The sequence below is a fragment of the Rhizobium sp. Rhizsp42 genome, from assembly GCF_047304155.1.
In the GTDB taxonomy this organism is placed as follows: Bacteria; Pseudomonadota; Alphaproteobacteria; order Rhizobiales; family Rhizobiaceae; genus Rhizobium.
This window is the reverse complement of the sequence record NZ_JBGLYS010000009.1, coordinates 25,395-51,737: the sequence shown is the minus strand read 5'-3', so window position 1 is coordinate 51,737 and position 26,343 is coordinate 25,395. Positions and strand designations below refer to the sequence as shown.

Annotated in this window: 21 protein-coding genes; 7 read left to right on the top strand and 14 right to left on the bottom strand. The window is 61.6% G+C overall.

Annotation, left to right across the window (positions count from 1 at the left end):
* Nucleotides 1-20 precede the first annotated feature (20 nt).
* The 5 genes from ACCD05_RS11295 to ACCD05_RS11275 all read left to right on the top strand — a co-directional run bounded on the left by ACCD05_RS11295 (nt 21) and on the right by ACCD05_RS11275 (nt 8,768).
* Complete coding sequence (locus tag ACCD05_RS11295) at nt 21-1,463, top strand: amidohydrolase family protein (protein ID WP_112949274.1); 1,443 nt, start codon at nt 21-23, stop codon at nt 1,461-1,463.
* 258 nt (nt 1,464-1,721) lie between these two features.
* Complete coding sequence (locus tag ACCD05_RS11290) at nt 1,722-2,783, top strand: helix-turn-helix domain-containing protein (RefSeq protein WP_162724572.1); 1,062 nt, start codon at nt 1,722-1,724, stop codon at nt 2,781-2,783.
* Nucleotides 2,784-3,156: 373 nt separating this feature from the next.
* Complete coding sequence (locus tag ACCD05_RS11285; protein ID WP_112949272.1) at nt 3,157-4,206, top strand: helix-turn-helix domain-containing protein; 1,050 nt, start codon at nt 3,157-3,159, stop codon at nt 4,204-4,206.
* Between the two features lie 381 nt (nt 4,207-4,587).
* Nucleotides 4,588-5,625, top strand: coding sequence for an efflux RND transporter periplasmic adaptor subunit (locus ACCD05_RS11280; RefSeq protein ID WP_413392648.1), 1,038 nt, complete (start codon nt 4,588-4,590; stop codon nt 5,623-5,625).
* On the top strand, nt 5,622-8,768 hold the full coding sequence (locus tag ACCD05_RS11275) for a multidrug efflux RND transporter permease subunit (protein WP_112949271.1): 3,147 nt from the start codon (nt 5,622-5,624) through the stop codon (nt 8,766-8,768). Before ACCD05_RS11280 ends, ACCD05_RS11275 begins: the two co-directional genes overlap by 4 nt.
* A gap of 49 nt (nt 8,769-8,817) precedes the next feature.
* On the opposite strand, the gene ACCD05_RS11270 is transcribed toward ACCD05_RS11275, so the two are convergent.
* From ACCD05_RS11270 to ACCD05_RS11215, 12 genes are all read right to left on the bottom strand, one after another.
* A complete protein-coding gene (locus ACCD05_RS11270) occupies nt 8,818-9,798 on the bottom strand; it encodes an urea transporter (protein WP_112949270.1) in 981 nt (326 codons plus the stop codon).
* 102 nt (nt 9,799-9,900) lie between these two features.
* Entirely contained in the window at nt 9,901-11,604 is a 1,704-nt protein-coding gene (gene ureC, locus ACCD05_RS11265) for an urease subunit alpha (protein WP_018897751.1), read from the bottom strand.
* Nucleotides 11,605-11,613: 9 nt separating this feature from the next.
* Nucleotides 11,614-11,919, bottom strand: coding sequence for an urease subunit beta (locus tag ACCD05_RS11260; protein WP_047511344.1), 306 nt, complete (start codon nt 11,917-11,919; stop codon nt 11,614-11,616).
* A 10-nt stretch (nt 11,920-11,929) separates the two neighbouring features.
* Nucleotides 11,930-12,232 (bottom strand): urease subunit gamma, encoded by a 303-nt coding sequence (gene ureA, locus ACCD05_RS11255; RefSeq protein WP_018897749.1) that lies wholly within the window; start codon nt 12,230-12,232, stop codon nt 11,930-11,932.
* Between the two features lie 24 nt (nt 12,233-12,256).
* On the bottom strand, nt 12,257-13,015 hold the full coding sequence (locus ACCD05_RS11250; protein WP_413392645.1) for an urease accessory protein UreD: 759 nt from the start codon (nt 13,013-13,015) through the stop codon (nt 12,257-12,259).
* A 171-nt stretch (nt 13,016-13,186) separates the two neighbouring features.
* Nucleotides 13,187-13,717, bottom strand: a complete 531-nt coding sequence (locus ACCD05_RS11245; RefSeq protein ID WP_413392643.1) for a YqhA family protein — start codon at nt 13,715-13,717, stop codon at nt 13,187-13,189.
* A gap of 53 nt (nt 13,718-13,770) precedes the next feature.
* A complete protein-coding gene (locus tag ACCD05_RS11240; RefSeq protein WP_413392641.1) occupies nt 13,771-14,469 on the bottom strand; it encodes an urease accessory protein UreF in 699 nt (232 codons plus the stop codon).
* Between the two features lie 71 nt (nt 14,470-14,540).
* Nucleotides 14,541-15,119 (bottom strand): HupE/UreJ family protein, encoded by a 579-nt coding sequence (locus tag ACCD05_RS11235; protein WP_112949267.1) that lies wholly within the window; start codon nt 15,117-15,119, stop codon nt 14,541-14,543.
* A 96-nt stretch (nt 15,120-15,215) separates the two neighbouring features.
* Nucleotides 15,216-16,652 carry a GntP family permease gene (locus ACCD05_RS11230; protein ID WP_112949266.1) on the bottom strand — a complete coding sequence of 479 codons (1,437 nt, stop codon included), beginning with the start codon at nt 16,650-16,652 and terminating at the stop codon, nt 15,216-15,218.
* A gap of 303 nt (nt 16,653-16,955) precedes the next feature.
* Nucleotides 16,956-17,966 carry a hydroxyacid dehydrogenase gene (locus ACCD05_RS11225; protein WP_112949265.1) on the bottom strand — a complete coding sequence of 337 codons (1,011 nt, stop codon included), beginning with the start codon at nt 17,964-17,966 and terminating at the stop codon, nt 16,956-16,958.
* Nucleotides 17,963-19,819 carry a DUF2264 domain-containing protein gene (locus ACCD05_RS11220; protein ID WP_112949264.1) on the bottom strand — a complete coding sequence of 619 codons (1,857 nt, stop codon included), beginning with the start codon at nt 19,817-19,819 and terminating at the stop codon, nt 17,963-17,965. The genes ACCD05_RS11225 and ACCD05_RS11220 overlap by 4 nt, the downstream gene beginning before the upstream one ends.
* Before the next feature lie 5 nt (nt 19,820-19,824).
* Nucleotides 19,825-20,856 (bottom strand): LacI family DNA-binding transcriptional regulator, encoded by a 1,032-nt coding sequence (locus ACCD05_RS11215; RefSeq protein WP_112949263.1) that lies wholly within the window; start codon nt 20,854-20,856, stop codon nt 19,825-19,827.
* 137 nt (nt 20,857-20,993) lie between these two features.
* On the opposite strand from ACCD05_RS11215, the gene ACCD05_RS11210 reads away from it, so the two are divergent.
* Together ACCD05_RS11210 and ACCD05_RS11205 are read left to right on the top strand one after the other, a co-directional pair.
* Nucleotides 20,994-22,277, top strand: coding sequence for an ABC transporter substrate-binding protein (locus ACCD05_RS11210; protein WP_112949262.1), 1,284 nt, complete (start codon nt 20,994-20,996; stop codon nt 22,275-22,277).
* A gap of 72 nt (nt 22,278-22,349) precedes the next feature.
* The gene (locus ACCD05_RS11205) at nt 22,350-22,994 is read left to right on the top strand and encodes a ThuA domain-containing protein (RefSeq protein WP_112949261.1); all 645 of its coding nucleotides are present in this window, start codon (nt 22,350-22,352) and stop codon (nt 22,992-22,994) included.
* Nucleotides 22,995-23,068: 74 nt separating this feature from the next.
* Here ACCD05_RS11205 and ACCD05_RS11200 read toward each other — a convergent pair whose 3' ends face one another.
* Nucleotides 23,069-24,514: a lytic transglycosylase F gene (locus tag ACCD05_RS11200; protein WP_112949260.1), complete on the bottom strand. Its 1,446-nt coding sequence runs from the start codon at nt 24,512-24,514 to the stop codon at nt 23,069-23,071.
* 78 nt (nt 24,515-24,592) lie between these two features.
* On the bottom strand, nt 24,593-26,257 hold the full coding sequence (locus ACCD05_RS11195) for an arylsulfatase (protein ID WP_112949259.1): 1,665 nt from the start codon (nt 26,255-26,257) through the stop codon (nt 24,593-24,595).
* Nucleotides 26,258-26,343: the final 86 nt, after the last annotated feature.

Below are 26,343 nucleotides of genomic sequence, written 5' to 3'. Positions count from 1 at the left end.
AAACCAGGGAGGAAAAACCCATGCTGCGGATGGGAGAAAAGTATCGCCACCTTATTCACGACGCGGGCTGCGGCTGCTCGCATCCCGACTTGCAGAGGGCCTCGCGCCGGCTGGAAGCCTTCTCACGTCGCGATCTCCTATCGGGATTGGCGGCAACCGCCCTGGTCGGCGCCCTGCCCGCGCAGGGTCTCGCACAGACGACGGCCAAGCCGAACACAACCCTCTTGAGCAACGCCCGGCTCTTCGACAGCAAGGCCGGCACGGTTGTCGATAATGTCCAGGTGCTGATCAGCGACAACCAGATTGCCGATGTCGATCGCTCCCATGCGCCGCCGCCCGACGGCGCAACGGTTCTGGACTGCCGAAACGGCGTCATCATGCCGGGCCTCATCGATGCGCACTGGCACACCATTTTCGCAGCTGTGCCGCTGAACCTGCTCCTTGGCGGAGACCCCGGCATCGTCTTCGCCGCATCGACCGCCGAAGCCGAGCGCACGCTGATGCGCGGTTTCACGACCGTGCGCGATCTTGGCGGTCCTGTGTTCTCGTTCAAGCAAGCGATCGACGCCGGCCTTATTCCCGGGCCGCGGATCTATCCGTCCGGCGCGATGATCACCACATCGGGCGGGCATGGCGACCTGCGTCTTCCCACCGAGATTCCGAGGGACGGAAACAAGCTAAGCAGCGGCGAACTCTTTGGAGGCGCTGCGATCGTCGACGGTGTAGCCGAATTGCAGCTTCGGGTACGCGAGCAGCTTCTGCACGGCGCTTCCCAGGTGAAGATCGTCGGCAGCGGCGGTGTTTCATCGCCGCGCAGCCCGCTTGATATGATCACCTTCAGCGAGGACGAACTGCGCGCCGCGGCCGGCGTCGCGGCAGATTGGAACACCTATGTCGCCCTCCACGCCTACACCACCCGCGCCGTTCAACGCGCCTTGCGCGCGGGCGTGACCTGCATCGAGCACGCTCATCTGATCGACGAAGAAACAGCGATCATGATGGCCGAAAAGGGTGTCTGGCTCAGCACCCAGCCCTTCCTGACGATGGCGGACGCGGCCTCTCAGAGCGGACCAGGCGTTGAGCGCGCCAAGCAGATCTTCCTCGGGACCCCGACGCTCTACCAATATGCGCGCAAGCACGGCATCAAGACCGCCTGGGGATCGGACGTGCTCTTTTCTCCTGAGCTCGGGGCGCGGCAGAACATCATGCTGACCCATTTGGGCAACTGGTACAAGAACGCCGAAGTGCTTCAGATGGCGACATCGGGCAATGCGCAGCTGCTCGAACTCTCCAACATGCGCAACCCTTATCCAGGCAAGCTCGGCGTCATCGAGAAAGGCGCTCTGGCGGACCTGGTGGTGGTCGATGGCAATCCGATGGAAGACCTGGCCCTGGTCGAAAACCCGAAAAGGAATGTCCTGGCGATCATGAAGGATGGGCGGCTGCACAAGAACACCCTTTAACACAGCGGATCTTTCACGGGCGGCAGTCAGATCCACCTCCCCACATCCGGAAACACGTTAACCGGGAAAATGGACACGCTTTGCGTCTTTCTTTTACATAGCAAGAATTGTATTAGTGATCTTCGCTTTAGATTTACCTTCTGCACACAGTCAACATTGCCGTCATGGTGCAAATCAGCTTCCCTCCGAGTGCACCACCGCCTGCGTCGATACTGGTCACTTCATGCTTGCTTAGTCTTGTGTTCAAGGAGCGACATCATGAATGCACGGGTAGAATTGGGGTCGACATCCGCCGCGGCTTTCGCGGACGAACCACTAAGATGCGCCATCGAATGTGATACTTCACGCGCTCGCGCGCCGGAGCGGTTCGAGGTTTTTCGAAACTGGCATTCGTCCATCCTCGATGTAGGCCTGAAGAGCGGCGAGACGAATACCTTCGAGGCGACGGAGAAAATCTGGCAGCTCGGCGATATCGCCTTTGCCGTCATCGATGCGTCTCCCGATCATCTCCTGCGCTGGGAACACAAGAAGAAGCCGGCCGTCGACAATTGGGTCGTCAGCGTCAAAAACAGCCGCGCATCGAGCATCGCCGATGTCACCTCCCGGCGAAAGCTTGGTATAACGAACCTCACGGCGCCGCATGCCTGCGAAAGCGAGGGGCGGCTGATCGCGCTTTTTTTGCCGTACGACACGGTCGATGCCTCCCTCGACCCCGAGATCGCGGACGAAGACGCCCAATTCCTTGCCGACTATCTGATCCTGCTGCATCACAATCTCACTCATCTGCGCCGAAGCAACGTTGCGAGGGTCGCCGAAGCGACCATACACATGCTCGCAGCCGTGCTCGCGCCGTCTCACGAGAAGCTGGCGCAGGCACAGGCGCCCATCGATGCAGTGATAACGACCCGCGCCATCAGGGAGATCGATGCCAAGCTTGCCTACCCGGGCCTGAGCCCGGAGTATCTGTGCAAGAGTGTCGGCGTATCGCGCTCTCGCCTCTACCGGATTTTCGAACCGGCGGGCGGAATCTCCAACTATATCCGCCGAAAACGGCTGCTTGAGACGCGCCGCGCGCTAGCCGATAGCGCCAATGTGCACTCGATCGCGCAGATCGCGGAGAACATGGGTTTCACCGATCCATCGACCTACAGCCGTATGTTCAAGCGCGAATTCGGCCTGTCGCCGAAGGAAGTGCGGGCGCTGGGCTGGCAGGGAATGCTGCATCCGGGATCGCTCAAGATGGATCAGGCAGGTGGCGGCAATCCCACATTGAATACGCTGCTCATCGGCAACTCTCTTGGCATGTCGATGAGCAATTGAGGATTTTGGCGAGATTTCGTTCATTCCGCTTGGTAGGCGAAAATGGACACTCTGCACAGGATTGGGATGGAATGCATATATTCAAACCGGAACATATGAATAGAGTTGCGTGATATCTACACGCGATTGCAACTAGTAATGTCCTGCCTGAACTCAGCTTTCTAAGTTCGACCAACGTGCTTTCCCGTTCCTCTCGGCCAGCGCCTTGTTGCTGATGAGCCGACGCTGATCGCCATCGAACAAGGAGTAATGCTTATGAAAGCCCGAAGCGCATTGGCGATCCGCCACACCGTGCCTGTAAACGCGCGCGACATCCTCCCCTCCGGGCAACCAACCTTCTGTCAGACATAGATGCTCAACAGCAGGATGGATCATGCAGCACGACAGCAACATTGCCGGCAAGGACGAGGGCCAAGCTCCCCTCACACGCGTCGTCGACATCGACACTTCCGCCGCGCCGCCCGCCGAACAGTTTGATCTCTACCGATCCTGGAATGCCAACCTCGGCGATGTCACGCTGCTGCGTGAAAAGTTCAATTCCTTCAATGCGCATCAACAGGTCTGGCAGCTAGGAAGCCTCGCGCTGATGTCCCTGGATTACCGGGGCACCGGTTATCGCCGCCGTTGGACCAACAAGAAGGATCCCGTTTTCGATCACTGGATCCTTAGCGTCCCGCTGACGGTCTCGGACAATGGCGGCCCGAGCATCCCCGGCCAGTTGCACTGGCATTGCCTTGCCGCGCCCTACGAGGCGGAAGGCGAGGATGACGGCGCGCTTGCGCTGCTGCTTCCCCGCGATTTCGCGTTCTCGCAGCCCTTTGACCTCGCCATTCGCCCCGAGATGGCAGCACTGATCGTGGACTACCTTCAGCTTCTCCATCGCTCGCTTCCCAACAGAATGGAGCGCGATGCCGAACATATCGCGGTCGCGACGACCACATTGCTCGCCGCCTGCCTTGCGCCATCGCGTGATCACCTCGTCGAAGCCGAAGGACCGATCAACGGCGTGATCATGGCGCGTGCCAAGAAGCTCATTGCCGCGCAACTCGCAAAGCGCGATCTATCGCCGGAAAAGCTTTGCCGCGATCTGAATATCTCGCGGTCCCGGCTCTATCGAATTTTCGAGCCAAGCGGCGGCATTTCCAACTACATCCGGCGCCAGCGCCTGCTGCGCACCAGGGACATCCTTTCCGATGACAAGGACAGGCGCTCCATCTCGCTGATTGCCGAGGAATGGGGCTTCATGGACCCATCGACATACAGCCGAACCTTCCGGCGCGAGTTCGGGATGACGCCGAAGGAAGCCCGCGAGACGGGATGGCTGCGGACCAACGAGGCGCCGAGACTTTCCGCCGCCCATTTCGCCGCCGGCCCGCCTTGGAGCTCTCTGCTGGCTAGCGGCGATATAGCGAACCGCTCCTAACAGCCCATGGGAAGATCCTTACAAGCCCCGCCGGACCGCTCGCGGCGCCGTCCGCGTTCGTGACAACGTGGCTACTCGCTCGTGGCTGTGCAGTTTATCCCAGCGTCGTGCACAGTATCCATTTCTGCGAGAATGAGCGCGAAACCACTGTTTAAACAGCATTTTCCGCTTTCCGGGCCATGCCCTGCAGAAATAAGCTTCGAGCGCTGCCGTCGGAGCGGAAGGTCCGGACTCGCGTTCCGTCCACCGCTTCGGCCATGGCCATTGGCGCTTTCAGGAGTGTGACGGATGGGAATTCCTGGCAGATTTTCTGGTGTCTTTCTCGCCTCGTTCATCGCAGCCTCGCATTCAATAACGGCACAGGCTCAGGATGTGCCGAAAGTGGCGACAATCACCGTTGCAGTTGAGGATGTTTCGCCGAAGCATGAATTCGTCGGGCGCGTCGAAGCGCTCAATGCCGTCGACATCCGCTCCCGGATCGATGGCTTCGTCGATCAGCGGCTGTTCGAGGAAGGTGCCGTGGTCGAGGAGGGCCAGGAACTCTTCAAGATCGACAGCCGGGCGCTTGAGATCGCTCTGGCCGACGCCAATGCCAACCTCGCCCGCGCCAAGGCGACACTCCTTGATGCCGAACGCCAGATGGTGCGCAACCAGTCCCTCAACCAGACCGTTGCGCGCGCAACAATCGAACAGAGCGAAACCGCGCGGGACACAGCCGCAGCCAACCTGCAATCGGCGGAAGCGGCCGTCAAGCAGGCCGAGCTCAATCTCAGCTACAGCCGCATCGTGGCTCCCTTGAAGGGCCGGATCGGAACCGCCGCATTTTCTCCCGGCAGTTTCATCACCACCGCCTCACCCGCATTGGCGCGTGTCGTGCAGATGGATCCTGTCAGGGTGGTCTTTTCAGTCAGCGACCGCTCATTGCTGGATCTGCGCGAAGCAGCCGGCAATGTGAGCAAGGACGAGCTGGCCCAGCGCTACCAGACGCGTCTCAGGTTATCCAACGGACAGATCTATCCGCAGAACGCACCCATCGCCTTCCTCGGAAACGAGGTGGATGAAGGTACCGGCACTCTGGCCGTCCGCTCGGTCTTTCCAAACAGCGATTTCCTGTTGATCCCAGGCCAGTTCGTGACCGTCGTCGTCTCCGAGACCGCGCGGAAGGAACGGCCCACGGTTCCGCTGGGCGCAGTGCAGCAGGACCGCGAGGGCAAGTACGTCATGCTGGTCACAGCTGACAAGAAGGCCGAGGAGCGCAGGATCAGCGTCTCCGAGCAGCGAGAGGGAAGCTGGATCGTCGAGGACGGACTGAAAGGCGGTGAAAACGTCATCATCGAGGGGCTTCAGAACGTCGCCGCGGGATCCGCAGTCGAGATCATCGCCGAGACAAGCGCGTCCCAGCCGGCGGTGGCGAAATGAACATTTCCGCTCCCTTCATCGGCCGCCCGCGCTTCGCGATGGTAATCGCGGTCGTCATGCTCATCGCCGGCACGGTGGCACTCCTACAGATCCCGGTCGCGCAGTTCCCGCAGATCACGCCGCCGGAAGTGCAGGTCACCGCCAGTTACCCAGGTGCCAACGCGCAGGTGATGACCGACAGCGTCGGCGCGCCGATCGAAGAGCAGGTCAACGGCGTCGAGGGCATGATGTACATGTCCTCCTCAAGCACCGACAACGGCACCTATAGCCTGACCGTCACCTTCGAAGCCGGGACTGATCCCGCCATCGCCCAAGTCAATGTTCAAAACCGCCTTGCGCTGGCGACCCCCCGCCTGCCGGCAGCCGTCACGCAAGCGGGCGTAACCGTGCGCAGCCGCTCGTCGAGCATGCTGCTCGGCCTTGCACTCTATTCGCCGAAAGGCACGCGCGACGAAGTCTTCATCAGCAACTACGCGACGATCAACATCCGCGACGCCATCTCCCGCCTTCCCGGCGTTGGCGAAGCCGCCGTGTTCGGGCCGACCTACAGCATGCGCATCTGGATGATGCCTGATCGCATGGAGGCGCTGGGCGTCACGGCGGCCGACCTCATGACCGTCATCCGAGCCCAGAACGCCCAGGCATCAGCCGGGCAGATCGGCTCGCCTCCGGCGATGACCGGGCAGCAGCTGCAACTTACGGTGACGGCGCGCGGACGGCTCGCGGATGCCGCCGAATTCGGAGACATCATCGTCCGCAGCAATCGCGATGGCGGCGTTGTCCGGCTGCGCGATGTCGCTCGCGTGGAGCTCGGCGCCCAGTCCTACGACACGGCCTCGACGCTGAACGGCCGTCCCAGCGCGACCGTGGTCGTCTATCAGGCATCCGAAGCCAACGCGCTTGCCGTATCGAACGCCGTGCTTGGCGAAGTCGAGCGGCTTTCGAAGCAGTTTCCAGATGATGTCGCCTATACGCTGGTCTTCGACACGACCTCGTTCGTGCGGGAAACCATCCGCGAGATCTTCGTGACGCTCGCGATCACCTTCGTGCTCGTCGTGGCCGTCGTCTACGCGTTCCTGCAGGACTGGCGCGCCACCGTCATCCCGACGCTCACCATCCCGGTCTCCCTGATCGGCGGCTTCGCCGTGCTCTATGTTCTCGGCTATTCAGCGAACACGATCACGCTCTTTGCCGTCATTCTTGCCATCAGCCTCGTGGTTGATGACGCCATCATCGTCGTGGAAAACGCCCAGCGACTGATGAGCGAAAAGGCGATGGATATACGAGCCGCGACACTCGCCACCATGCAGCAGGTGACCGGACCGATCGTCGCGACCACACTGGTTCTCGCAGCACTCTTCGTCCCCGTGGCGTTTCTGGCCGGCATCACCGGTGAGCTCTACCGCCAATTTGCCGTGACGATCCTCGTGACCGTGGTGTTCTCGACCATCAACGCGCTTACCCTCAGCCCGGCGCTCTGCGTGCTCATCCTGAGGCCGGCACCTGAACGCAAGACTGGCATTTTCGGCCGGATGAACAACGGGCTGGAGGCCTCCCGCCGCTTCTATCTCGGGCTGTTCATGATGTTTGCCCGGCGTCTCGTGCTGGCCGGCGTGCTCTTCGTCGCCGTCATCGGCGGCATCTACGGTTTTTACCGCGTTCTGCCCACCGGCTTCGTGCCGGCCGAGGACCAGGGCTACCTGTTCATGAACGTGCAGCTTCCCAACGCCGCATCGCTGGAGAGAACGCAGCAGACGATCGCGCAAGTCAGCGCGCTTCTGCAGCAGACGCCCGGGATCGCCAATACGATCGGCATCGCCGGCGTCAGCATGGTAGGCGGCGGCGGATCGAACAGCGGCATGATCATCTCCGCGCTGGAGCCCTGGAGCGAGCGCCCCGCCGACCAGAGCGCCTTCGCTCTCATCGCCAAGCTGCGCCCGCAACTGGCGGCCATTTCGACGGCATCGATCGTGCCTTTCAATCCACCCGCCATCCCCGGCCTCGGCACGACAGGCGGCTTCGATTTCCGGCTTCAAGCACGTGCTGGCCAGAGCCAGCAGGCGCTGGCCGAGGTCATGCGTGACCTGATCATCCAGGCAAACCGAACACCCGGCCTTGCCGGCGTCTTCAGCACCTTCTCCGCCGACGTGCCACAGGTCTATCTGGACATCGACCGAAAGCAGGCCGACCTCTACGGCGTCTCGCCGGCAGCGATCTTCAGCACGCTGCAGGCGCATCTCGGATCGGCCTATGTCGACGACTTCAACATCTTCTCAAGAGTGTATCAGGTGCGGCTGCAGGACGAGCCGGCCTATCGCCAGCGTATAGACGACATCCAGCGGCTCAGGGTGCGCAGCCAGTCCGGCGCGCTCGTTCCGCTGCAGAGCATGATTTCCATCCAGACGATCTATGGGCCGAGCGCGGTCAACCGCTACAACCTGTTTTCATCGGCCGCAATCAACGGCCAAGCCGCGGCCGGCACCAGCTCAGGTCAGGCGCTCACGATCATGGGCAACCTCGCCAATGAAACCATGCCCGACGGCTTCGGTTTCGAATGGACCGGGCTCGCGCTTCAGGAGCAGCAATCGGGCAACGAGACCGTGATCATTCTGATCGCCGGCATCGTCTTCACCTATCTCTTCCTCGTCGCGCAATACGAGAGCTGGAGCGTACCTGTCGCCGTCATGCTGTCGGTCGCGGTCGCGGTGGTCGGCGCTCTGGGCGCACTCGTGGTCGGCGGGATCGACCTCAACATCTATGCCCAGATCGGCATGCTGTTGCTGATCGGCCTTGCGGCCAAGAATGCGATCCTGATCGTCGAATTCGCCAAGGAGCGTCGCGAGGAAGGGATGAGCACGCTCGACGCGGCCTCCGAAGCGACGTCCCAGCGCTTCAGACCTGTGCTGATGACCGCGCTCGCGTCGATATTGGGCGTAGTGCCACTGGTGGTCGCAACAGGCGCCGGAGCGGGAAGCCGCCAGGCGATCGGCGCCACTGTTCTTGGCGGCCTGCTTCTCGGCACTGTTCTCGGGCTTGTGGTGATCCCGGTTCTCTACCTGGTCGTTCAGACCGTTCGCGAGACACTCAAGCAACGGCTGTTCGGTGTCGAGCCCGATCCCGTCACCAACGTCGCTGCGGAATAGGTGGCTTGCGCCGGCTCTATCCGGCCCGGCTTTCCTTAGCCGCCGTGGGCTACTCCGCGGATGCCGGCTCAAGCGCTTTGAACGCGCCCTGCCCCAACAGCATCAGCCAGGTCACGAGCACGAATGTGGAGGTCAGAACAGGCATTGCGATGGGCGTGAGGAAAATGGCGACGGACGCCCAGAGCCAGCTGGAGATGACGGCGCCGAAGACCGCGTAAATCAGACTGCGCCAATTGAAGGCGAGGAAGACGCCACACAGCGCCATCGCCGTCAGCGCTGAATTGTAGCCGAAGAGACCATCGCGAACCGCGCCCTCCGGACCGCCATAGACGGCCGCGACCAGCGTGCCGACCACCGCGCCAAGCAGGCCCATTGCAGCGCTGATACGGGAATTCAGGGCGATTGCGACGATGATGAGATAGCCGGAAATCCAGTTGTCCTGGAAGAATATCTGCCCGATCGAGGTCCCTATCCCCTCGTACCAGGTCGCAAAGACATAGGGCACCGTATCGGAAAACTGTTCGGGCGATACCGGCTTGGCCATCGGCCCCGCATCGATCGCGTCGAACTTCAGCACCGCGAAGAGAAACAGCCATCCCACGAGAACGAAAGGCATCGTCAGGGGTGCGGTCTTGTAGGGTGCCAGAACCGCGCCCATGCTGGCAAAAGCCATGGTCGTGAAGGCGGCGGCGCAGACGAGGTAGACGACCATGGCCACGGACGGGATCGCACCCGTGCGAAAATCCTCGCTGGTGAAGGCGACGAGCGCCAGGCCGACCAGCGCGCCGTTGAAGCCATATAGCCCGTCCCGCATTACCGCCCTGTCGGCCTTCAGAACAAGCGCGGTCGCGGTGCTGGCGACGACACCAAGCACACAGATCGCGGCATAGATCCAAGAGTTCCAAGCGAGTGCCACGAGGATAACCAGCCCCGATAGCGGATTGTTCTGGAAGACGACCTGGCCCACGCCGCGCAGTGACCAATCCACGAAGAACAAGGATGGATGATCACGGAAACGATCCAAATTCATTGATCTCTGCTCCTTCGGCTTGGCCCGGAAGCGACAGCGTGCCTCGTTCCCGCGGCGTGTTGGTCCGGCCCGGGCGCGACCTCACGCCCGAGCTTTCCTCGTCTAGAAGAGGAAGTATCGTTGCGACATCGGCAACACATCCGCCGGTTCGCAGGTGATCAGCTGGCCATCGACGCGCACATTGTAGTTCTGCGGATCGACCTCCAGCTTCGGCGTCAGGTTGTTGTGCACCATGTCCTTCTTGCGCACCGTCCGCGTGCCCTTCACGGCCGCGAGCTGCTTGGAGAGCTTCAGCTTCTCGCCGATACCGTCGTCGAGTGCGGCCTGCGAGACGAAGGTAACGCCGGTCGAGCCGAGCGCCCTTCCAAGCACGCCGTACATCGGACGGTAGTGCACCGGCTGCGGCGTCGAGATCGACGCATTGGGGTCGCCCATCGGCGCGATCGCGATCATGCCGCCGATCAGGACCAGTTGCGGCTTGATGCCGAAGAAGGCCGGCTTCCAGAGCACGAGATCGGCGCGCTTGCCGACCTGGATGGAGCCGATCTGGTCCGCAAACCCATGCGTCAGCGCCGGGTTGATCGTGTATTTGGCGACATAGCGTTTGACGCGGAAATTGTCGTTGCGCCCGCTATCCTCGGGCAGCGGACCACGCTGCACCTTCATCTTGTGCGCCGTCTGCCAGCACCGCAGCGTCGTCTCGCCGATACGGCCCATCGCCTGCGAGTCCGACGACATCATCGAGAACACGCCGAGATCGTGGAGAATGTCTTCGGCCGCGATCGTCTCGCGCCGGATGCGGGATTCCGCGAAGGCCACGTCCTCCGGAATCTGCGGGCTGAGGTGATGGCAGACCATCAACATGTCGAGATGCTCGTCAACGGTATTGATTGTGTAGGGCCTTGTCGGGTTGGTGGATGATGGCAGCACATTCTCCTCGCCCGCCGCCGTGATGATATCGGGCGCATGACCGCCGCCGGCGCCCTCGGTGTGGAAGCTGTGGATCGTACGTCCCTTCATGGCCGCGAAGGTGTCGCGCACGAAGCCGCTTTCGTTCAGCGTATCGCTGTGAAGAGCCACCTGCACGTCCATCTCGTCGGCAACCGTCAGGCAATTGTCGATCGCCGCCGGCGTCGTGCCCCAGTCCTCGTGAAGCTTCAGCCCGACGACACCGGCGCGGACCTGTTCGCGCAGCGGATCGGGCAGGCTGATATTGCCCTTTCCGAGCAACCCGACATTGATCGGCAGCGCTTCCGCGGCTTCCAGCATGCGGTGGATTGCCCATGGACCAGCCGTCACCGTGGTCGCGAGTGTGCCGACGGTCGGGCCGGCGCCGCCGCCGACAAGCGTGGTCGTGCCGCTTGCCAGCGCTTCATCCGCCTGCTGCGGGGCGATGAAGTGAATATGCGTGTCGATCCCGCCAGCGGTGAGGATCTTGCCTTCTCCAGCGATCACATCCGTCGCGCCGCCGACGACGATATTGACGCCCGGCTGGATATCGGGATTGCCCGATTTTCCGATCCCGGAAATGCGTCCGTTCTTGATGCCGACATCGGCTTTAATGATGCCCCAGTGGTCGATGATGATGACATTGGTGATGACGACATCGGCGACCTCGGCATAGGGGCGCTGCCCCTGCCCCATGCCGTCGCGGATCACCTTGCCGCCGCCGAAGGTCACCTCTTCGCCGTAGACCGTGCGGTCTTCCTCGATCTCGATGACGAGCTCGGTATCGGCCAACCGAAGCCTGTCGCCCTTGGTCGGGCCGTAGAGATCGGCATAGGTCTGCCTTGTGATCGTTGCCATCATAGCCTCCTACAGCTTGCCCATGACCTTGGCGTTGAACCCGTAAACCTCACGCTTGCCGTCGAGCGCCACGAGCTCCACCGTTCGTTCCTGGCCCGGTTCGAAGCGAACCGCCGTGCCGGCCGGGATGTTGAGCCGAAAGCCGCGCGTGGGCTCGCGGTCGAACAGCAAAGCCTCGTTGGTTTCGTAGAAATGGTAGTGAGAGCCGACCTGGATCGGCCTGTCGCCAGAGTTGGCGACATCGACCTTCAGTGTCTGTCTACCCGCATTGATGTCGATCGAGCCACTCTCGATGAAATATTCGCCGGGGATCATGATGGCCTCCTCAGGGAATCGGGTTGTGGACGGTCACGAGCTTGGTGCCGTCAGGAAAGGTTGCTTCCACCTGGATGTCGTGGATCATCTCGGGCACGCCCTCCATGACCTCCTCGCGGGTCAGCAGCGTCGCGCCATAGGACATGAGGTCAGCCACCGTCCGCCCCTCGCGGGCACCCTCCAGAAGGGCTGCCGAGATATAGGCTATGACCTCAGGATAGTTCAGCTTCAGACCCTTCGCCCTGCGCCGTTCCGCGACCAATCCGGCCGTAAAGATCAGGAGCTTGTCTCTTTCACGCGGTAGCAGTTCCATGAGCTTGCCTCCTTGTTTTGCTGTTCACGTTGCCCAGATGCGCGGAGCGACGGCCTTCTTCATCAGGCCGCGTTCGCGAAGAATGCTCCACGCTTGCAGAAAAAGTGCCTTGCCCTCGGACATGCGGTTTCCGAGATAGCGGCAGACGATCACGCGCTCGAGCTGGCTGGCCGAGAAGACGCCGCGCGCCCTCTCGCCGAGTTCGTCACGGATATGCTGAACGGTGTTTTCCAGCGCCGGACCCGCATAGACCATCGTTCCGACAATGGGCTTTCCGGCGAAGAAGACCGGCGCGTCCAGAACATCAGGCGCGTGAGAAAACGCCATTCGCTCGAACCAGATCAGCTCATCACCGCGAAAGATTTCAACGCGCTGGGCGAGCCGTCCGGCAGCAAACCCCTCGCCGGCGGCCGGGCGGCCGAGGCTCACGAAATCCCAGCCGACATAGGCCGCGTCTTCGCCGAGCGTAACGCTTGTGCTTATCGAGGCATCCGCGCCTTCGAAAAGGATCGTCTCCTGCGGAAGGTTCTCGCAGACCGCACCGGCGCCGACATCGATCCGTATGCGCTGCGTACTCGTGCCGATTTCGCTGCGGTAAAACTTGGTCGCGCCAGGCGTCGTCAGTACGCAGCGCGCCTCGGGCGCGAGGCCGCAGGTTATGTTGAGAACATCGCCGCCTGCCACGCCGCCTGGCGGATGCAGGATGTAGACATGAGCCGAACCATCGTCCTCAGGATGAAAGGCGCGCTGCACAGCCAGCGGCCCGACATGGCGCCGGCGCATCAGGCGCGTCTTCCCGTGGGAGTTCGCAAACCACAAATCTAGCTCGGCATGCCAACCATCAGCCATCGGCGATAAACCTTCCTAAATCCGGCCTCGCGGCCCTTGCTGTCCCTCTGCTACCTCGACATTTCATCTGCTGTTCAAGCTCGGGCGTGGTCGCACAAAGCGCGTTCACGCTTGATCGCCTGGTTTCTGCTTCTCGCTTCTCTCGTGTCGCGTACCTTCCGAAAGATGGTGCGAGCTGGCAGTCAACTTCATGGCGCCCGCCAAGAGCAGCGCCGAGACCGGCAGCACGAGTGCCTCCCACTGCGGCGGCGTCTGCATTTCACCCACCTGGGCTGCGAAGTGCACGACCAGATAGAGAATGATCATCTGAAAGAAGAGGTTCTTCAGTTCCGCGACGGTATCGATGATCATCCACTGCGGTAGTCTCGATCGCTGTTCCGGCGGGATATCGAGGGCAAAGCCAAGCGCGATGCCGCAGCCGACAACCATCAGGACGATGCCTAGGAGGATCTTGTCTGTCGCCCGCAGGACCGAGACGATGACCGACATATCCGGATTGAGCCGGGTCATCCGGAAGGTTTCCACCAGCATCAAGATCGCCTCCCAAAACATCAGGAAGGCACCGAACAGCACACCCGCGGCAGCAAGTATGAGAATGGACCGAAGGCCGCGGAACAACGAAATCAAGACACTCATCCCCCTTGGATCAATTCGACTGCATGGGCGCGCCTGGCTCGCTTGGTCGGCGCCTAGGAACGAAACAGCCGGCTGTATTGCGTTTCATGCCATGCGCTTGCCATCGCCATTGCCGGCGCCGCATTGCCGATCTCGTCGTCACCAGTCGTCTCCGCCGTGCGCGCCGCACGCTCGATGACGTCAGCGGCCGCGATCAGAAGGCGCTGGCCAGCCGTATGTCCCAACGGCACCAGCCGAATGGCGGCCGATACCTGCCCTTCCACCGCACTCCACAACAGCCCGCGAAGCGCATCCGCCGGCGCGATCTTCCAATGCGTGGCCGCGAGCGCAAAAACCGCCGGGTAAGTCAGCTTCCTGCCGCTGAAGGTCTTCGCGGCGGAGACGCCGAGATCGCAAAGAACGGTCAGCATCGACGCGCCCATCTGCTTGTCCTCCAGCTCGACCTCCTTGCTTTCGCGCGCCGCCGACAGCCATGCATCGGCTTTCAGGAAGGCTGGGCGGTCACCCACTTCGAGCGCATGCATCATGCGCAGGAACAGCGCCGCGTCGCAGACGGCGTAGCTGTGTTCGATCAGTCTGAAGATCCAGTCGCGGGCTGTCGCCTCGTCGCGAACTATCCGGGCGTGGACCGCCCATTCGAGGCCACGGGAATAGGCGAACGCGCCAACCGGCTGGCTTGGGCTGACCAGCCGCAGCAACTGAAGCGGCAGACCGCTCGATGTTGGTTGGCCCAATGTTGGTTGGAACGTCACATCGATCTCCCGAAACGATCGCCCGTGGCCGGACTACACACCGGCCCCGGGCCTTCAAATGCCCATGTCCTTCAGCTCGCCAACAGCAGGACGCCGCCAAGCGCCGTGGCGCCCCCGGCGATCCGCAGGGCCGTCGTGCCTTGCGTCAGGCGGCCGGCCGCGATGCCCATTCCCATCCCCACCGCATGCAGCAATGCCGTCGCCAGCACAAAGCCCACACCGAAGGACAAAGCGTTCGCACCCGCCATCTCGGCGCCATGCGCATGCCCGTGAAAGAATGCGAAGCCGCCGACAATGGCCGCAACCAGCGTGGGCGACGCAGGCCGGGCAATCGCGACCAACAGACCGATGACAACGGCCGAGGCAAGAATGACCGGCTCGACAAAAGGCAGGTGCATACCCGCGAGTGCTGCGACAAAGCCGAGTATCATGACACTGACGAAAGCCGCGGGAATAGCGAGCCGCGCGCGGCTGCCGAGCATGACCGCCGCCAGACCGACCGCGACCATGGCGAGAACATGATCCGGCCCCGAAAGGGGATGCAGGAACCCGGAAACGAAAGACCCGTGATCACCAGGGCCTACATGCGCGAATGCCGGCGTACTCGCCATAAGCAGCGGCGCGAGGATCAAGAGATGCATCTTCTTCATGGCACGAATCTCCCTAAGGTTGGTCGAATAGGAACGATTGACATCCAGTAGTTCAGGCACTCCATCGAACTCATGCCGGCGCTGCGGCCGGCCTGCTCAGAAAGAGCCGAACATCGACCCGAGCACGAAGACCGCGACAAGCGAGATGATGACGCCGACAATCACGGTCATCACCATGTCCAGATAGCTTCCCGAATGCGTCTGCTTGCTGATCTGCAGCAGCAGAAGCACCGTGCCATTGTGCGGCAATGCATCGAGCGTACCGGCGCTGATCGTCGTCAGGCGATGCATGAGTGCGGGATCGATACCGTGTTCGGCCGCAAGCTTCATATATTCAGCGCCAAGCGCGTTGAGCGCGATCGCCATGCCACCAGACGCAGTGCCAGTTAGCGCGGCCAGCGCGTTCATAGCCACGACCAGCGATACGAGAGGGCCACCGGGCATCTGCAGAACGGCATCGCGCACGACGTTGAAAGCCGGCATGGCCGCCACCACCGCGCCGAAGCCAACGAGACTGGCAACGGTCATGATCGGCAAGACGGCCGAATTGGCGCCCGCGTCGAGACTTTCGCGCAATGCGCCAAGCCGCCCGTAATTCAGTCCGATCACGGTGACGATCGCCGCGGCGAGCGCGATGAGGACGGCCCAGACGCCGATCGTCGAGGTGATATTGATGCCAAGCGCTGCTTCCGCGCTGGAGAAGTCGATCCGGGGCAAGACAACAAGCGCCATCAGGAAGTTGACACCGATGACGACGATCAGCGGCAGCACCGCGAAGAGGAAGGATGGGCCTTGATCGCTCTTCTTGCCATGGGTGAGTTCGCTCGGGTCGAAATCGCCTGAGGTCGTTGCCTGTTCGCGGACCTTTTCGCTGATGACGACAGGCGTTTCGTCCTCCGTGTACCCCTCGTTGGCGGCGCGCGCCCTAGCCTCGATATGGGCGAGCCACCACATCCCGAAGGCGAAGGTGATGATCGAGGCGATGATGCCGAGGCCGGGCGCGGCGAAGGTCGTCGTGCCGAAGTAGGGCATCGGTATCGCGTTGTTTGTCGAGGGCGTGCCTGGCATGGCCGACATGGTGAAGGTGAAGGCGCCGAGACCGATCGCCGCCGGCATCAGTCTGGCCGGAATATTGGCGGCGCGGAACATTTCGCGCGCCATGGGTACGAGCACGAAGAAGGCGACGAACACGCTGACCCCGCCATAGGTGACGACGGCGGAGGCCAGCACCACGGAAAGCATGGTCCGCTTCACGCCCAGCCGCTCCGTCAGGAAACGGGCGATAGAGGTGATGGAGCCGCTATCGTCCATCATCTTGCCGAAGATGCCACCGAGCAGGAACATTGGGAACCACTGCGTGACAAACCGCGCCGTGCCGCCCATGAACGTCGAGGTCCAGTGCGGAAGCAGCGGCTGGCCTGAAGCCGCGGCAACGATGAGGGCAGCCGCGGGCGCCAGGAGCAGCACGCTCCAGCCGCGATAGGCGAACCACATCAGCAATCCAAGTCCCAGCAGAATTCCAAACAGCCCCATGGATCCGCCTCTCAATCCCAGCCAGATAAGCGGAGATGTTATGCGATCCACTGCCTTTCACCCGTCCAGGTGCAGCTATGATCCGCGTCACAACTCACGGCCTTACCCGGTTTTCATGAACCACCCCTGCGGATGTGTCGACCGCTCACGCGCGCAAAGCCATGAGGCGGAGCAAGAAATGGACACCGTGCTCACTCCTGGGATTTCTCGCTCAGCGGAGTGTCCGCTAGAGTCGCACCATCCGCAGCTCCGTATCGCTGCCGCCTTGAGGCGCTGGGAACCGGCCTTTGGCCTTATACGACCTCAAGCCATTTTATCGAGGTCGGCCAGCGTAATCCCGTATTGCAGTGGCTGGCTGCTCAAGTATCGCTCTATCTCATCGACCGCCATTTCACCCAATCGCGTCCGCTCGAGGCCGACGGCGCCTGCGATATGGGGTGTCAGAAACACGTTCGGCAGGTCGTAGAACGCGGATGTTCGTTCAGGAATCTCGGGGTCGGTCACATCGATGATCGCATCGATCCGGCCGCTCGAAAGCGTGGCGAGAAGTGCCGCTTCATCGATGATGGCGCCGCGTGCCGTATTGATGAGCGTCGCACCGTCCTTCATCAGCGCCAGCTTTTGGGCGTCGATCATGTGATGTGTCGATGGGAGCGAGGGCGCGTGCAGCGACACGATTTCGGCGCTGCGCATCAGGGTATCAAGATCAGCCTTTTCAGCGCCGATTGCCGCACACTCCGATGCGCTCAATGTCGGATCAAAAAGGATGACCTTGAAATTGAAGGGCTTCAGCAGTTCGATCACGCGCCGGCCGATGCGCGAGGCGCCGATGATGCCGACGGTACGGCCGTAGTTTCCGATCGCAAGCCGCTGCATGGGATGGGTGCGATCGCGGTTGCGATCCGCGACGTAAGTGTCGCGAAACCGGAAAACCTGCTTGCCGGCGAAAAGGATGGCGGCAAGCGTGAATTCGGCCACTGGGACCGCGTTCGCCTCGGCCGCATGACTGATGGCGATGCCCGCGCGAAATACCTCTTCGTCGATCAGCCCCTTCACCGTTCCCGCCGCGTGGGCGATGATCTTCAGTCCCCCGGCCAGTGAAAGCACATCGCGGCCGACATAGGGGGAGCCCCATCCGGTTATGAGGATTTCCGTTTCGGGCAATATGCGCCTGGCGCGCTCGTCGGCGAAGGTCTGCAGCGGCTCTCGGTCAAGCAAGCGACCCAGACTTTCCAGCCGGTCGAGAAGGCGATCGGGAAGAACGTGCTCCGTGCGAGCCGGGTGCATGGCAAGCGCGATACCCGGTCGGCTCATGGCATCTGCCCCGGCGCTTCGATGGCGCTGACGATTAGGCCGTCCCTGGCTATGCGGGCCTCAAGCGCCGAGATGTCAGGTGCCGCGGGAGGCGTAGTCCATGCGCCGGAAGCCGCAGCCGGATCATCGAGCGCGAGCACGGCCGTGATGAGCACGGTCTCGCCGGCCGGGATTTCGCCTCGCAATTGAGGGATCAGCGTCTTGGCGACGATCAGGTTGGTATTCGGCAGAGCTTTCTGCGCCAGCCCGGTTCGGTTCACCGTAGAGCCCAGATCGACAATGCCGGAGAAGTCGGCATCGCCGATGACGTGGGCACTGCCCGGCCCTGCCTCAAGCACGTCGAGATCGAAGTCTCGTTTGGCGATCGCAAAGCCGCCTTCGGCCGTTTGCATCGGGCGTGGAGAATTGATCCTGTGAACGCGGATGTGCCAGGGCGCTGCGGGGATCAGCCAAGTTTCGACGGAAACATCCTTGAATGGCGACCATCTCGAATAGAGCACGTCGCCGGCGAGCTTCGCCTCGACATTGGTTTCGCGCACGCGATAGTGCAGTCCATCGTCGCTAAAGGCGAGCGCGGAATCGAATGCACCGCCGGCGAAACTCCGTTCATCTGCTTCGACGCTGAAGCCATAGCGTGCTGAATAGGCGAACTTCGCGTATTTCTCCGTGCCGAAGCGCATCTGCAGGTTTTCTTGTCCCGAAGACAGGGCGACGACATCGCCACCTGCCCGCATCAGCACCATGCCGGGATGGCGCTGCGGCAAGACGCTTTCGCTCGAAGCCGGAGCCTTCTCCTCCGCAGTCCAGAACGGGTGGTCATCCGCGATCGCCAGCGGCAGAAAGGCCTTGAACGCCCAATAGGGCGATCCCGCCGAGTTGTAGCTTTCCGACATCAGCAGGTTCGGATAGCCGAAGCCGATCGACAGGATGCCATCGCGATTGGTCATCGGCTTGTCCTTCCACCAGCGCAGGTGCTGCAGGCAGAGGTGCTTGATCTCGCCCCAGGGCAGCGCCTCCAGATCGGCAAAGGCGAGCGCCGACCAGAAGCCGGCGCAAGCGAAGCGATAGGTCAGGCTGCGGCCGAAGGGGATGGTCGCGCCATCGGGGGCAAACCAGTTGCGAAAATCTTTTGCAAACAGAACGGCGCGCTCGCGGTAGCGTTTCGCGTAGTCGTCATCGACAAGCTTGGAATAGATCAGCCCGTAGAAATGCATGGCAAAGGGGATGTAATGGTCGACGCGGCGCACGTTGCCGTCGCGATACCAGCCGTCACCGATATAGAAGCCCTCGAGCTCCTCGAGATATTGCCTTGTCAGGCTGCGGTCGAAATCGGCACCGACGCGATCAAGGGCGATGTCGACGAAGATTCGGAAGAACTTCCAGTTGTTATCCGCATAATCGAACTGCCGCGCATGCTTGAGATAGGCGATGACATTTGCCCGCGCCCGCTCGCTCAGAGGCTCCCAGATCTTGTCCGGGACAAGAGCAAGCGCGAAACCGAGCGCCGCGAGCTCGACCATTCGCTGGTCGCGCCCGTTGACCGTGCCCCAATATTCCGGGTGGTCGGGATCCGTGCCGTTCGCCAACCCTTCCGCAAAACGCTGCCAGTGGGCAAAATCGCCCTTTCCCGCTCCAAGCGGAGCCAGGCCCCAAAGCGGACGAGCAAACCCTTCCAGGTCGGCGGCGGCGCGGTCAAAATGGGCGCCGGCACTATCCAACCGAACCCGTGCATTGCCCTCTGAAAAATAGGGAAGCAACGGATCGAAGAGAGCAAGGAGCGCGCGGCTCATGTCCTCGCGCGTCTCCAGCGGGTTGCCTGCTAACGGATTGGCGCTGGCCGGATCATAGGTCATCTCTATCACTCATCGGTTTTCAGCATTGGCACGGTGCCGCCCACAACAGGGACGACCGCATGGCATACGTGGCGGGCCGGCGCTGACCGATCATGGAACCTGTCGATCATCAGGCCGATGGCCTCGCGGCCGAGAGCGCCCCGATCAACGCGCATGGTGGAAAGCGGCGGGTTGGTCATCGAGGCGCAGGGCAGATCGTCGAAGCCGACAATCGCGAAGTCCTCAGGTACACGAAGGCCCGCCTCGGTGACTGCCTCCAGAACACCGACGGCAATGAAGTCGTTCATGCAGAAGGCGGCAGTGAAGCCCGCGTTTCCATCCAGGATGGCGGCCATCAATTCGTGGGCTTCCCGGCTGGCACTGCCTTGAAAACTCATCGGGACCATCCTGCTCGCGGCTCCCTCCACCGAGGCGATCGCCGCGTCAAAGCCCCTGACGCGTTCGCGGATGGTGTGGCGATGCGAGCCGGTGAAATGCAGGATCTTGCGATGTCCCGCCGCAAGCAACCGTTCGCCGGCCTGGAGGGCACCGAAGAAGTTGGCGGGAGAGACACCGTCGAGGCGAAGCTGCGGATCAGTGCCATTGACGAGAACGACCGGAATCTTCTCCGCCTCGATCCACTGTCGCAGTGCGGGGTTGGGATCGATACCAACAAGAAAAAGGCCTTCGGCATTGGCGGCCTTCATCTGGTCGCGAATGGCATCAGGCATGGCGCGATCCTCACGCACCAGCCGGACTTCGAAGGACATTCCTGCGTCCGCCGCACCCGCCCGCAAGCCTTCGACGATTGTTTCGTAAAAGACGCTCAGCCCGCCGGTCGCGCCGTCGCTGGCAATCAAGGCGAGACCACCAGGCATTGGCTCGGAGGAGCTCTTGGTCTGGTAACCATGCTCGGCCGCGACCCGCAGGATGTGCTGCCGGACGCTTTCGCTGATACCCGGCTCATTCGCCAGCACACGCGACACGGTCGATACGGAGACGCCAGCGGCGGCGGCAATATCGGCCTGACGCGGCCGCTTTGATTTAATCTCGCTCATAAACGCAGAGTTATGCAAATTACGCAAATTTGCAACAGAAAGATATTTTATTGCAAACGGAAAGTTTTTGCGTAATCTTCCCGCCACATGCCCAAAAGGCGTTGGAGGACGCCGGGCAGACAACCGGAGGAATCAGCATGCAGATCAATCGACGTTCATTTCTGATGGGCTCCGCCGGCGTGGCGAGCGGCCTTGCACTCGGCGCTGGCATGCCGGCCTTTGCGGCGGACACACAACTGCGCGCCATGTGGTGGGGCTCGAACGATCGGGCAAAGCGCACGCTCGATGTCGCCAGGCTTTATCAAGGCAAGACGCCTGGTGTGTCGATCATCGGCGAATCCCTTAGCGGGGACGGCTATTGGACCAAGCTCGCGACACAGATGGCCGGCCGCTCGATCGCGGATGTGTTTCAGCTCGAGCCTGGAACAATCTCCGACTACTCCAAGCGCGGCGCCTGCCTGCCGCTCGATGAATTCGTGCCCTCGACGTTGAAGGTCGATGCCTTCGGCAAGGACATACTGAAACTGACGACCGTGGACGAAAAGCTCTACGGCGTGGGTCTTGGCCTCAATTCCTTCGCGCTCTTCTTCGATCAGACGACATTCGAGACAGCAGGGATCCCCTTGCCCACGCCTGATCTCACCTGGGATGAATACGCCAAGCTGGCGGTCGAGCTCACAAAGGCCGTCGGCAAGACCAATTACGCGGGCGGCCCCTACGGCGCGCGCTACACCTACGTGTTCGACGCCTGGCTGCGACAGCGCGGCAAGAGCCTCTACAAGGACGCAGCGCTTGGCTTTGACGTCGAAGACGCCAAGGAGTGGTACAGCTTCTGGGAGGATCTGCGAAAGAAGGGCGGTACCGTCGCCGCCGATGTGCAGACGCTGGACCAGAACACGATCGACACCAATTGCCTGGCGCTCGGCAAATCTGCAATGGGCATGGCCTATTCCAACCAGCTCGTCGGCTACCAACTCCTCTCGAAGAACAAGCTCGCCATCACCATGCTGCCCCGCGAGAAGAAAGGCGGGCCATCAGGCCATTATTATCGCCCGGCTCTCATCTGGAGCGTCGGCGCGACGACGAAGAACGGCGAAGCCGCCGCGCAGTTCATCAGCTTCTTCGTCAACGACCCGGAGGCCGGCAAGATCCTCGGTGTGGAACGCGGCGTGCCACTATCGCCGGCAGTGCGCGAAGCGATATTGCCGAACCTGAACCCGACGGAGCAGGACACCGTGAAATACGTGAACCTGCTCAAGGATCAGGTGGGCGACTACCCGGCACCCGCACCTTTGGGATCGACCGAGTTCGACCAGCGCGTCCTGCGCCCGATCGCCGACGAGCTTGCGTTCGAGCGCACAACGCCCGCCGAAGCGGCGGCGCGGCTGATCGAAGAAGGAAAAGCCACGATCCGCAGCTGAGTTCGTGCATGTTGCTGAACCGCCAGGCCACCGTGACCCGGCGGTTCCGCGCCTCAAGGATAAGGACAGATCATGCGCAAGGCGATCATCGTTTGGGGAGGCTGGAAGGGTCATGAGCCGGAGCAATGCGCTCGCATCGTTGCCGGCCTTCTAGCCGAAGACGGCTTCCAGACCGAAGTCACCAACGATCTCGGCATATTCGGTTCGCCGCAGCTTGCTCAGACGGATCTTCTCGTACCCGTAATCACGGGCGAAAGCCTCGAAAAGGCCCATGCCGACGCCCTCGTGGAAGCCGTACGCAGCGGTCTGGGGCTTGGTGGCCATCATGGCTCGCTCGCGACCTCATTCAAGGAAAGCGCGCCGTTCCGCTATGTCTGCGGCGTGACCTGGGTCGCCCATCCCGGCAACATCATCGACTTTCGCGTCGCGGTTACCTGCCCGGAGGACCCGGTGATGCAGGGCATTCCGGATTTCGACTATCGGTCCGAGCAATATTACCTGCACTACGACCCCTCGATCGAAATCCTCGCAACCACCACCTTCACCGGCGAACATGACCCTGCGGCCAGCAATGTCACCATGCCGGTCGTCTTCAAACGCCGATTTGGCGCAGGGCGCGTCTTCTATTCAGCGCTCGGTCACGTCGCTGCCGAATTCGATCATCCCCACATGCCGCTGATACTGCGACGGGGCTTGAGCTGGGCCGCACGCCGCTAGCTGTGATCGCGCAAGCTGTCATATGGCAACGTGGAAGCCAAACGCGCCGCCACTGTCTTGTGATCCGCGATCGTCTAATCCGCCTGAGGAAGTCCTACCTGCTTTCGCTCGCCCATTCGATCGACGAGCAGGGAATAGGCGACGTAGTATTTGTAGATGTTGCTGACGTATTGAACGGTCTCGCGCCCGACGATCGCTGCGGCTCCATTCTCGACATTGCCGAACCAGACATTGGGATCGAGCCCCATCGTCTTTGCTTTCTCTCGAAATTTCCGGAGGTTGCCCGGACCGGCATTGTAGGCCGCGAAGGCGAAAAGCTGTCGGTCCTTCGGCGATAGGGCCTCGTCATCGATATATGTCTTGATCAGGTGGCGTAGATATTTCGCGCCGGCCTCGACATTGCGATCCGGGTCCTTGTCGATGCCACTGATGCCGACGACCTTGTCCTTGGCCGTTGATGGCAGCATCTGCATGATGCCGACCGCCCCGCGTGGTGAGCGCCGGGACTGGTCGAGCTGCGATTCCTGGTAGCCCTGGGCCATCAGCATCAGGTAGTCGAACGTGTAGGTGTCGCCGTATTTGCGGAAGATTTCGACAAGCGTCTGGAAGCGTTCGACGTCCGACGGCGAATAGGCTCGTTTGACGATCTTGTCCTGCTTGAAGAAGCTGTTACGCAGGATATTGCCGAAGGTGGTGCCCACCTTGTGCGTCGCCACGAAGGCATTCAATTCCGCCATCAGCTCGGGGCTATTCTTGCGGATGGCCCAGGCAATCTTCCCTTCAGACGACAGAACGACATCATCGCGTACCTTCATGTCGGGGAAGACATGCGACCAGATATCGGCCTTGTAACCGTCGACGATGGTGAAAGGCAGAAGGTCGGCGTTGACCATCTCCATCAGGTCTTCGTCCTCCAGGCTCTCGTCCATGGCATCAATGATGATCTCCGGCTTGCCGGCGGCCGCCAGCCCCTTGTTCTTTGCCAGCAAATGCTCGTGATAGCTGCTTGATGGCCGGACGGCGACATGCTTTCCGGCGAGATCGTCGATGCTCTCCAGCGCTGGACTTCCTGGAGCCGCGACCAGGACCTCCTGCGCATCGCTATAGAGCGGGTCGGTGAAATCGACCTCCTTCAAGCGATCGTCGGTCACGGTGAGGTTGGCCATGACGATATCGCCTAGGCCTTCGTTCAGCGCCGGCAGCAGCCTGTCGCGCGGCATCGGCACGAAGACGATGGTGATATGGTCGATCTGCTTCTTGCGGTCCTTGTTCAGGACCTTCTCCAGCTCCCGCCCAAATTCCACTGCCGTGCCGAACTGGCGCCCCTTGTCGATGAAATAGACCGTCTTGCTGAACGGCACGAGGATGCGAATGATGCGACGCTCCTTCATCGCCTGGAGATCGATGACGTGCTTTTCGATCAGGGCGCGGGCTGCAGGCCCACGAGCTTCGACAACCATGGGAGCGAAGAGCGCCACGACCGTGACCAGAGTGAGCCCCGCCTTCAAACAGAACCTCATTGCGGCCTCCCAGCCTAAGCCATCATCCGGTGAGCGCCGCGGCAGCATTGTGCGCGCTGCCGCGGCGATACAAGAGAACTATTGCGGCGCGAGCCGCTCAAGCTCGTTGAGCCGCTTCAATGCTGCCTGCTGGCGCAGCAGGCCGTAGTTAATGTTGCTTGCGTTCAGGCTGCTGCCTTCCTGGTAGGGGTAGTCGGTGAAGTCGGAGAAGAAGTCCTTGATCTTTGCCTGTACCGGCACCAGCAGCCACATGTTGCGGGCGAGGAACTCGATGGCGCCGCCGCCTTCGTGCAGCCCGCGTTCATAGGGGTCCATGCGCAAATTGGCGATGTTGGCCCAAGCCGGAACCTCGCGTGTCGCCGTGGCGATGTTGCCCTCGCTGTTGATCGCGAAGCTGAGCTTCCAGTCGTTCCAGCGGATGGCGTTGAGATTGCCGCCCTGGTCGAAGTAGTAGACCGCATCGCGAGGACCCGTCTTCACTTCACCCTTCAGCATGGGGGCGAGGTCATAGCCGTCGAGATGCACCTTGAAGGTCTTGGTGCCCGAGGTGAAACCGGCCTTCATCTCTTCCTTGATGTTGGCGATGCCCGCAGCGCTTGCGAATGTCGGCATCCAGTCCATGAGGGTGACGATATCGTTGACCTCGGTTCCGGGCTGGACGACGCCCGGCCAGCGGACCATCATCGGAATGCGGAAACCGCCCTCCCATGTCGTGCCCTTTTCACCGTGGAACGGCGTCATCGCGCCATCCGGCCATAGCGCAAGCTCGGCGCCGTTGTCGGTGGTGTAGAGGACGATGGTGTTGTCGGCGATGCCGAGTTCGTCCAACTGGTCGAGAAGCTGCCCGACATGGCCGTCATGCTCCACCATGCCGTCGGCATGGATACCCTTGCCGGTTTTGCCCATCGAGTCCGCTTTCAGGTGGGTGAAGACATGCATGCGTGTCGAATTGAACCAGACGAAAAAAGGCTTGTCAGCCTTCGCCTGCCGGCCGATGAAGTCCTTCGCGGCGCCTAGAAACTCCTCGTCCACCGTCTCCATGCGCTTGGTATTGAGCGCGCCGGTATCTTCGATCTTTCCGTCCGCGCTGGCCTTGATCACGCCGCGCGGCCCGAACTGCCGCCGGAAGGCGGGATCCTTCGGGTAGAAGTAGCCTTCCGGCTCTTCTTCCGCATTGAGGTGATAGAGGTTGCCGAAGAACTCGTCGAAGCCATGCTTCGTCGGCAGGTGCTGGTCCTGATCGCCGAGATGGTTCTTGCCGAATTGGCCCGTGGCGTAACCTTGCGTTTTCATGACGTCGGCGATCGTCGGCATCCAGTCCTGGATCCCGTGCGGATCGCCCGGCATGCCGATGGTCAGGAGGCCGGTGCGGAACGGTTCCTGGCCGAGAATGAAGGAGGCTCGTCCGGCCGTGCAGCTTTGCTGGCCATAGGAGTCCGTGAAGATCGCGCCCTCCCTGGCGATACGATCAATGTTGGGCGTGCGATAGCCCATCAGCCCCATCGTGTAGGCGCTGATCTGCAGGATGCCGATATCGTCGCCGAAGATGACGAGGATATTCGGCTTCTTGCCTGTCGTCCCCGACTGCGGCTGGGCGGCCTGTTGTGCTTGAGCGCTGGCAGTGTTCCCCATGGAGGCAGCCGCCAGAGCGGTTACGGCAAGAGAACTTCCGCCAAGCAGAAGGTTGCGGCGGCTCACGGATGCCGATTGGGAATCGCGGTTGCCACTTTCGGTATTATCCATCTGGTAGTCTCCTCGATTGGAACCGTGCCAGGATAGACAGCGCGACTTCTCGCATCCGCAAAAGGACGTTGCGTTAAATCGAGCGT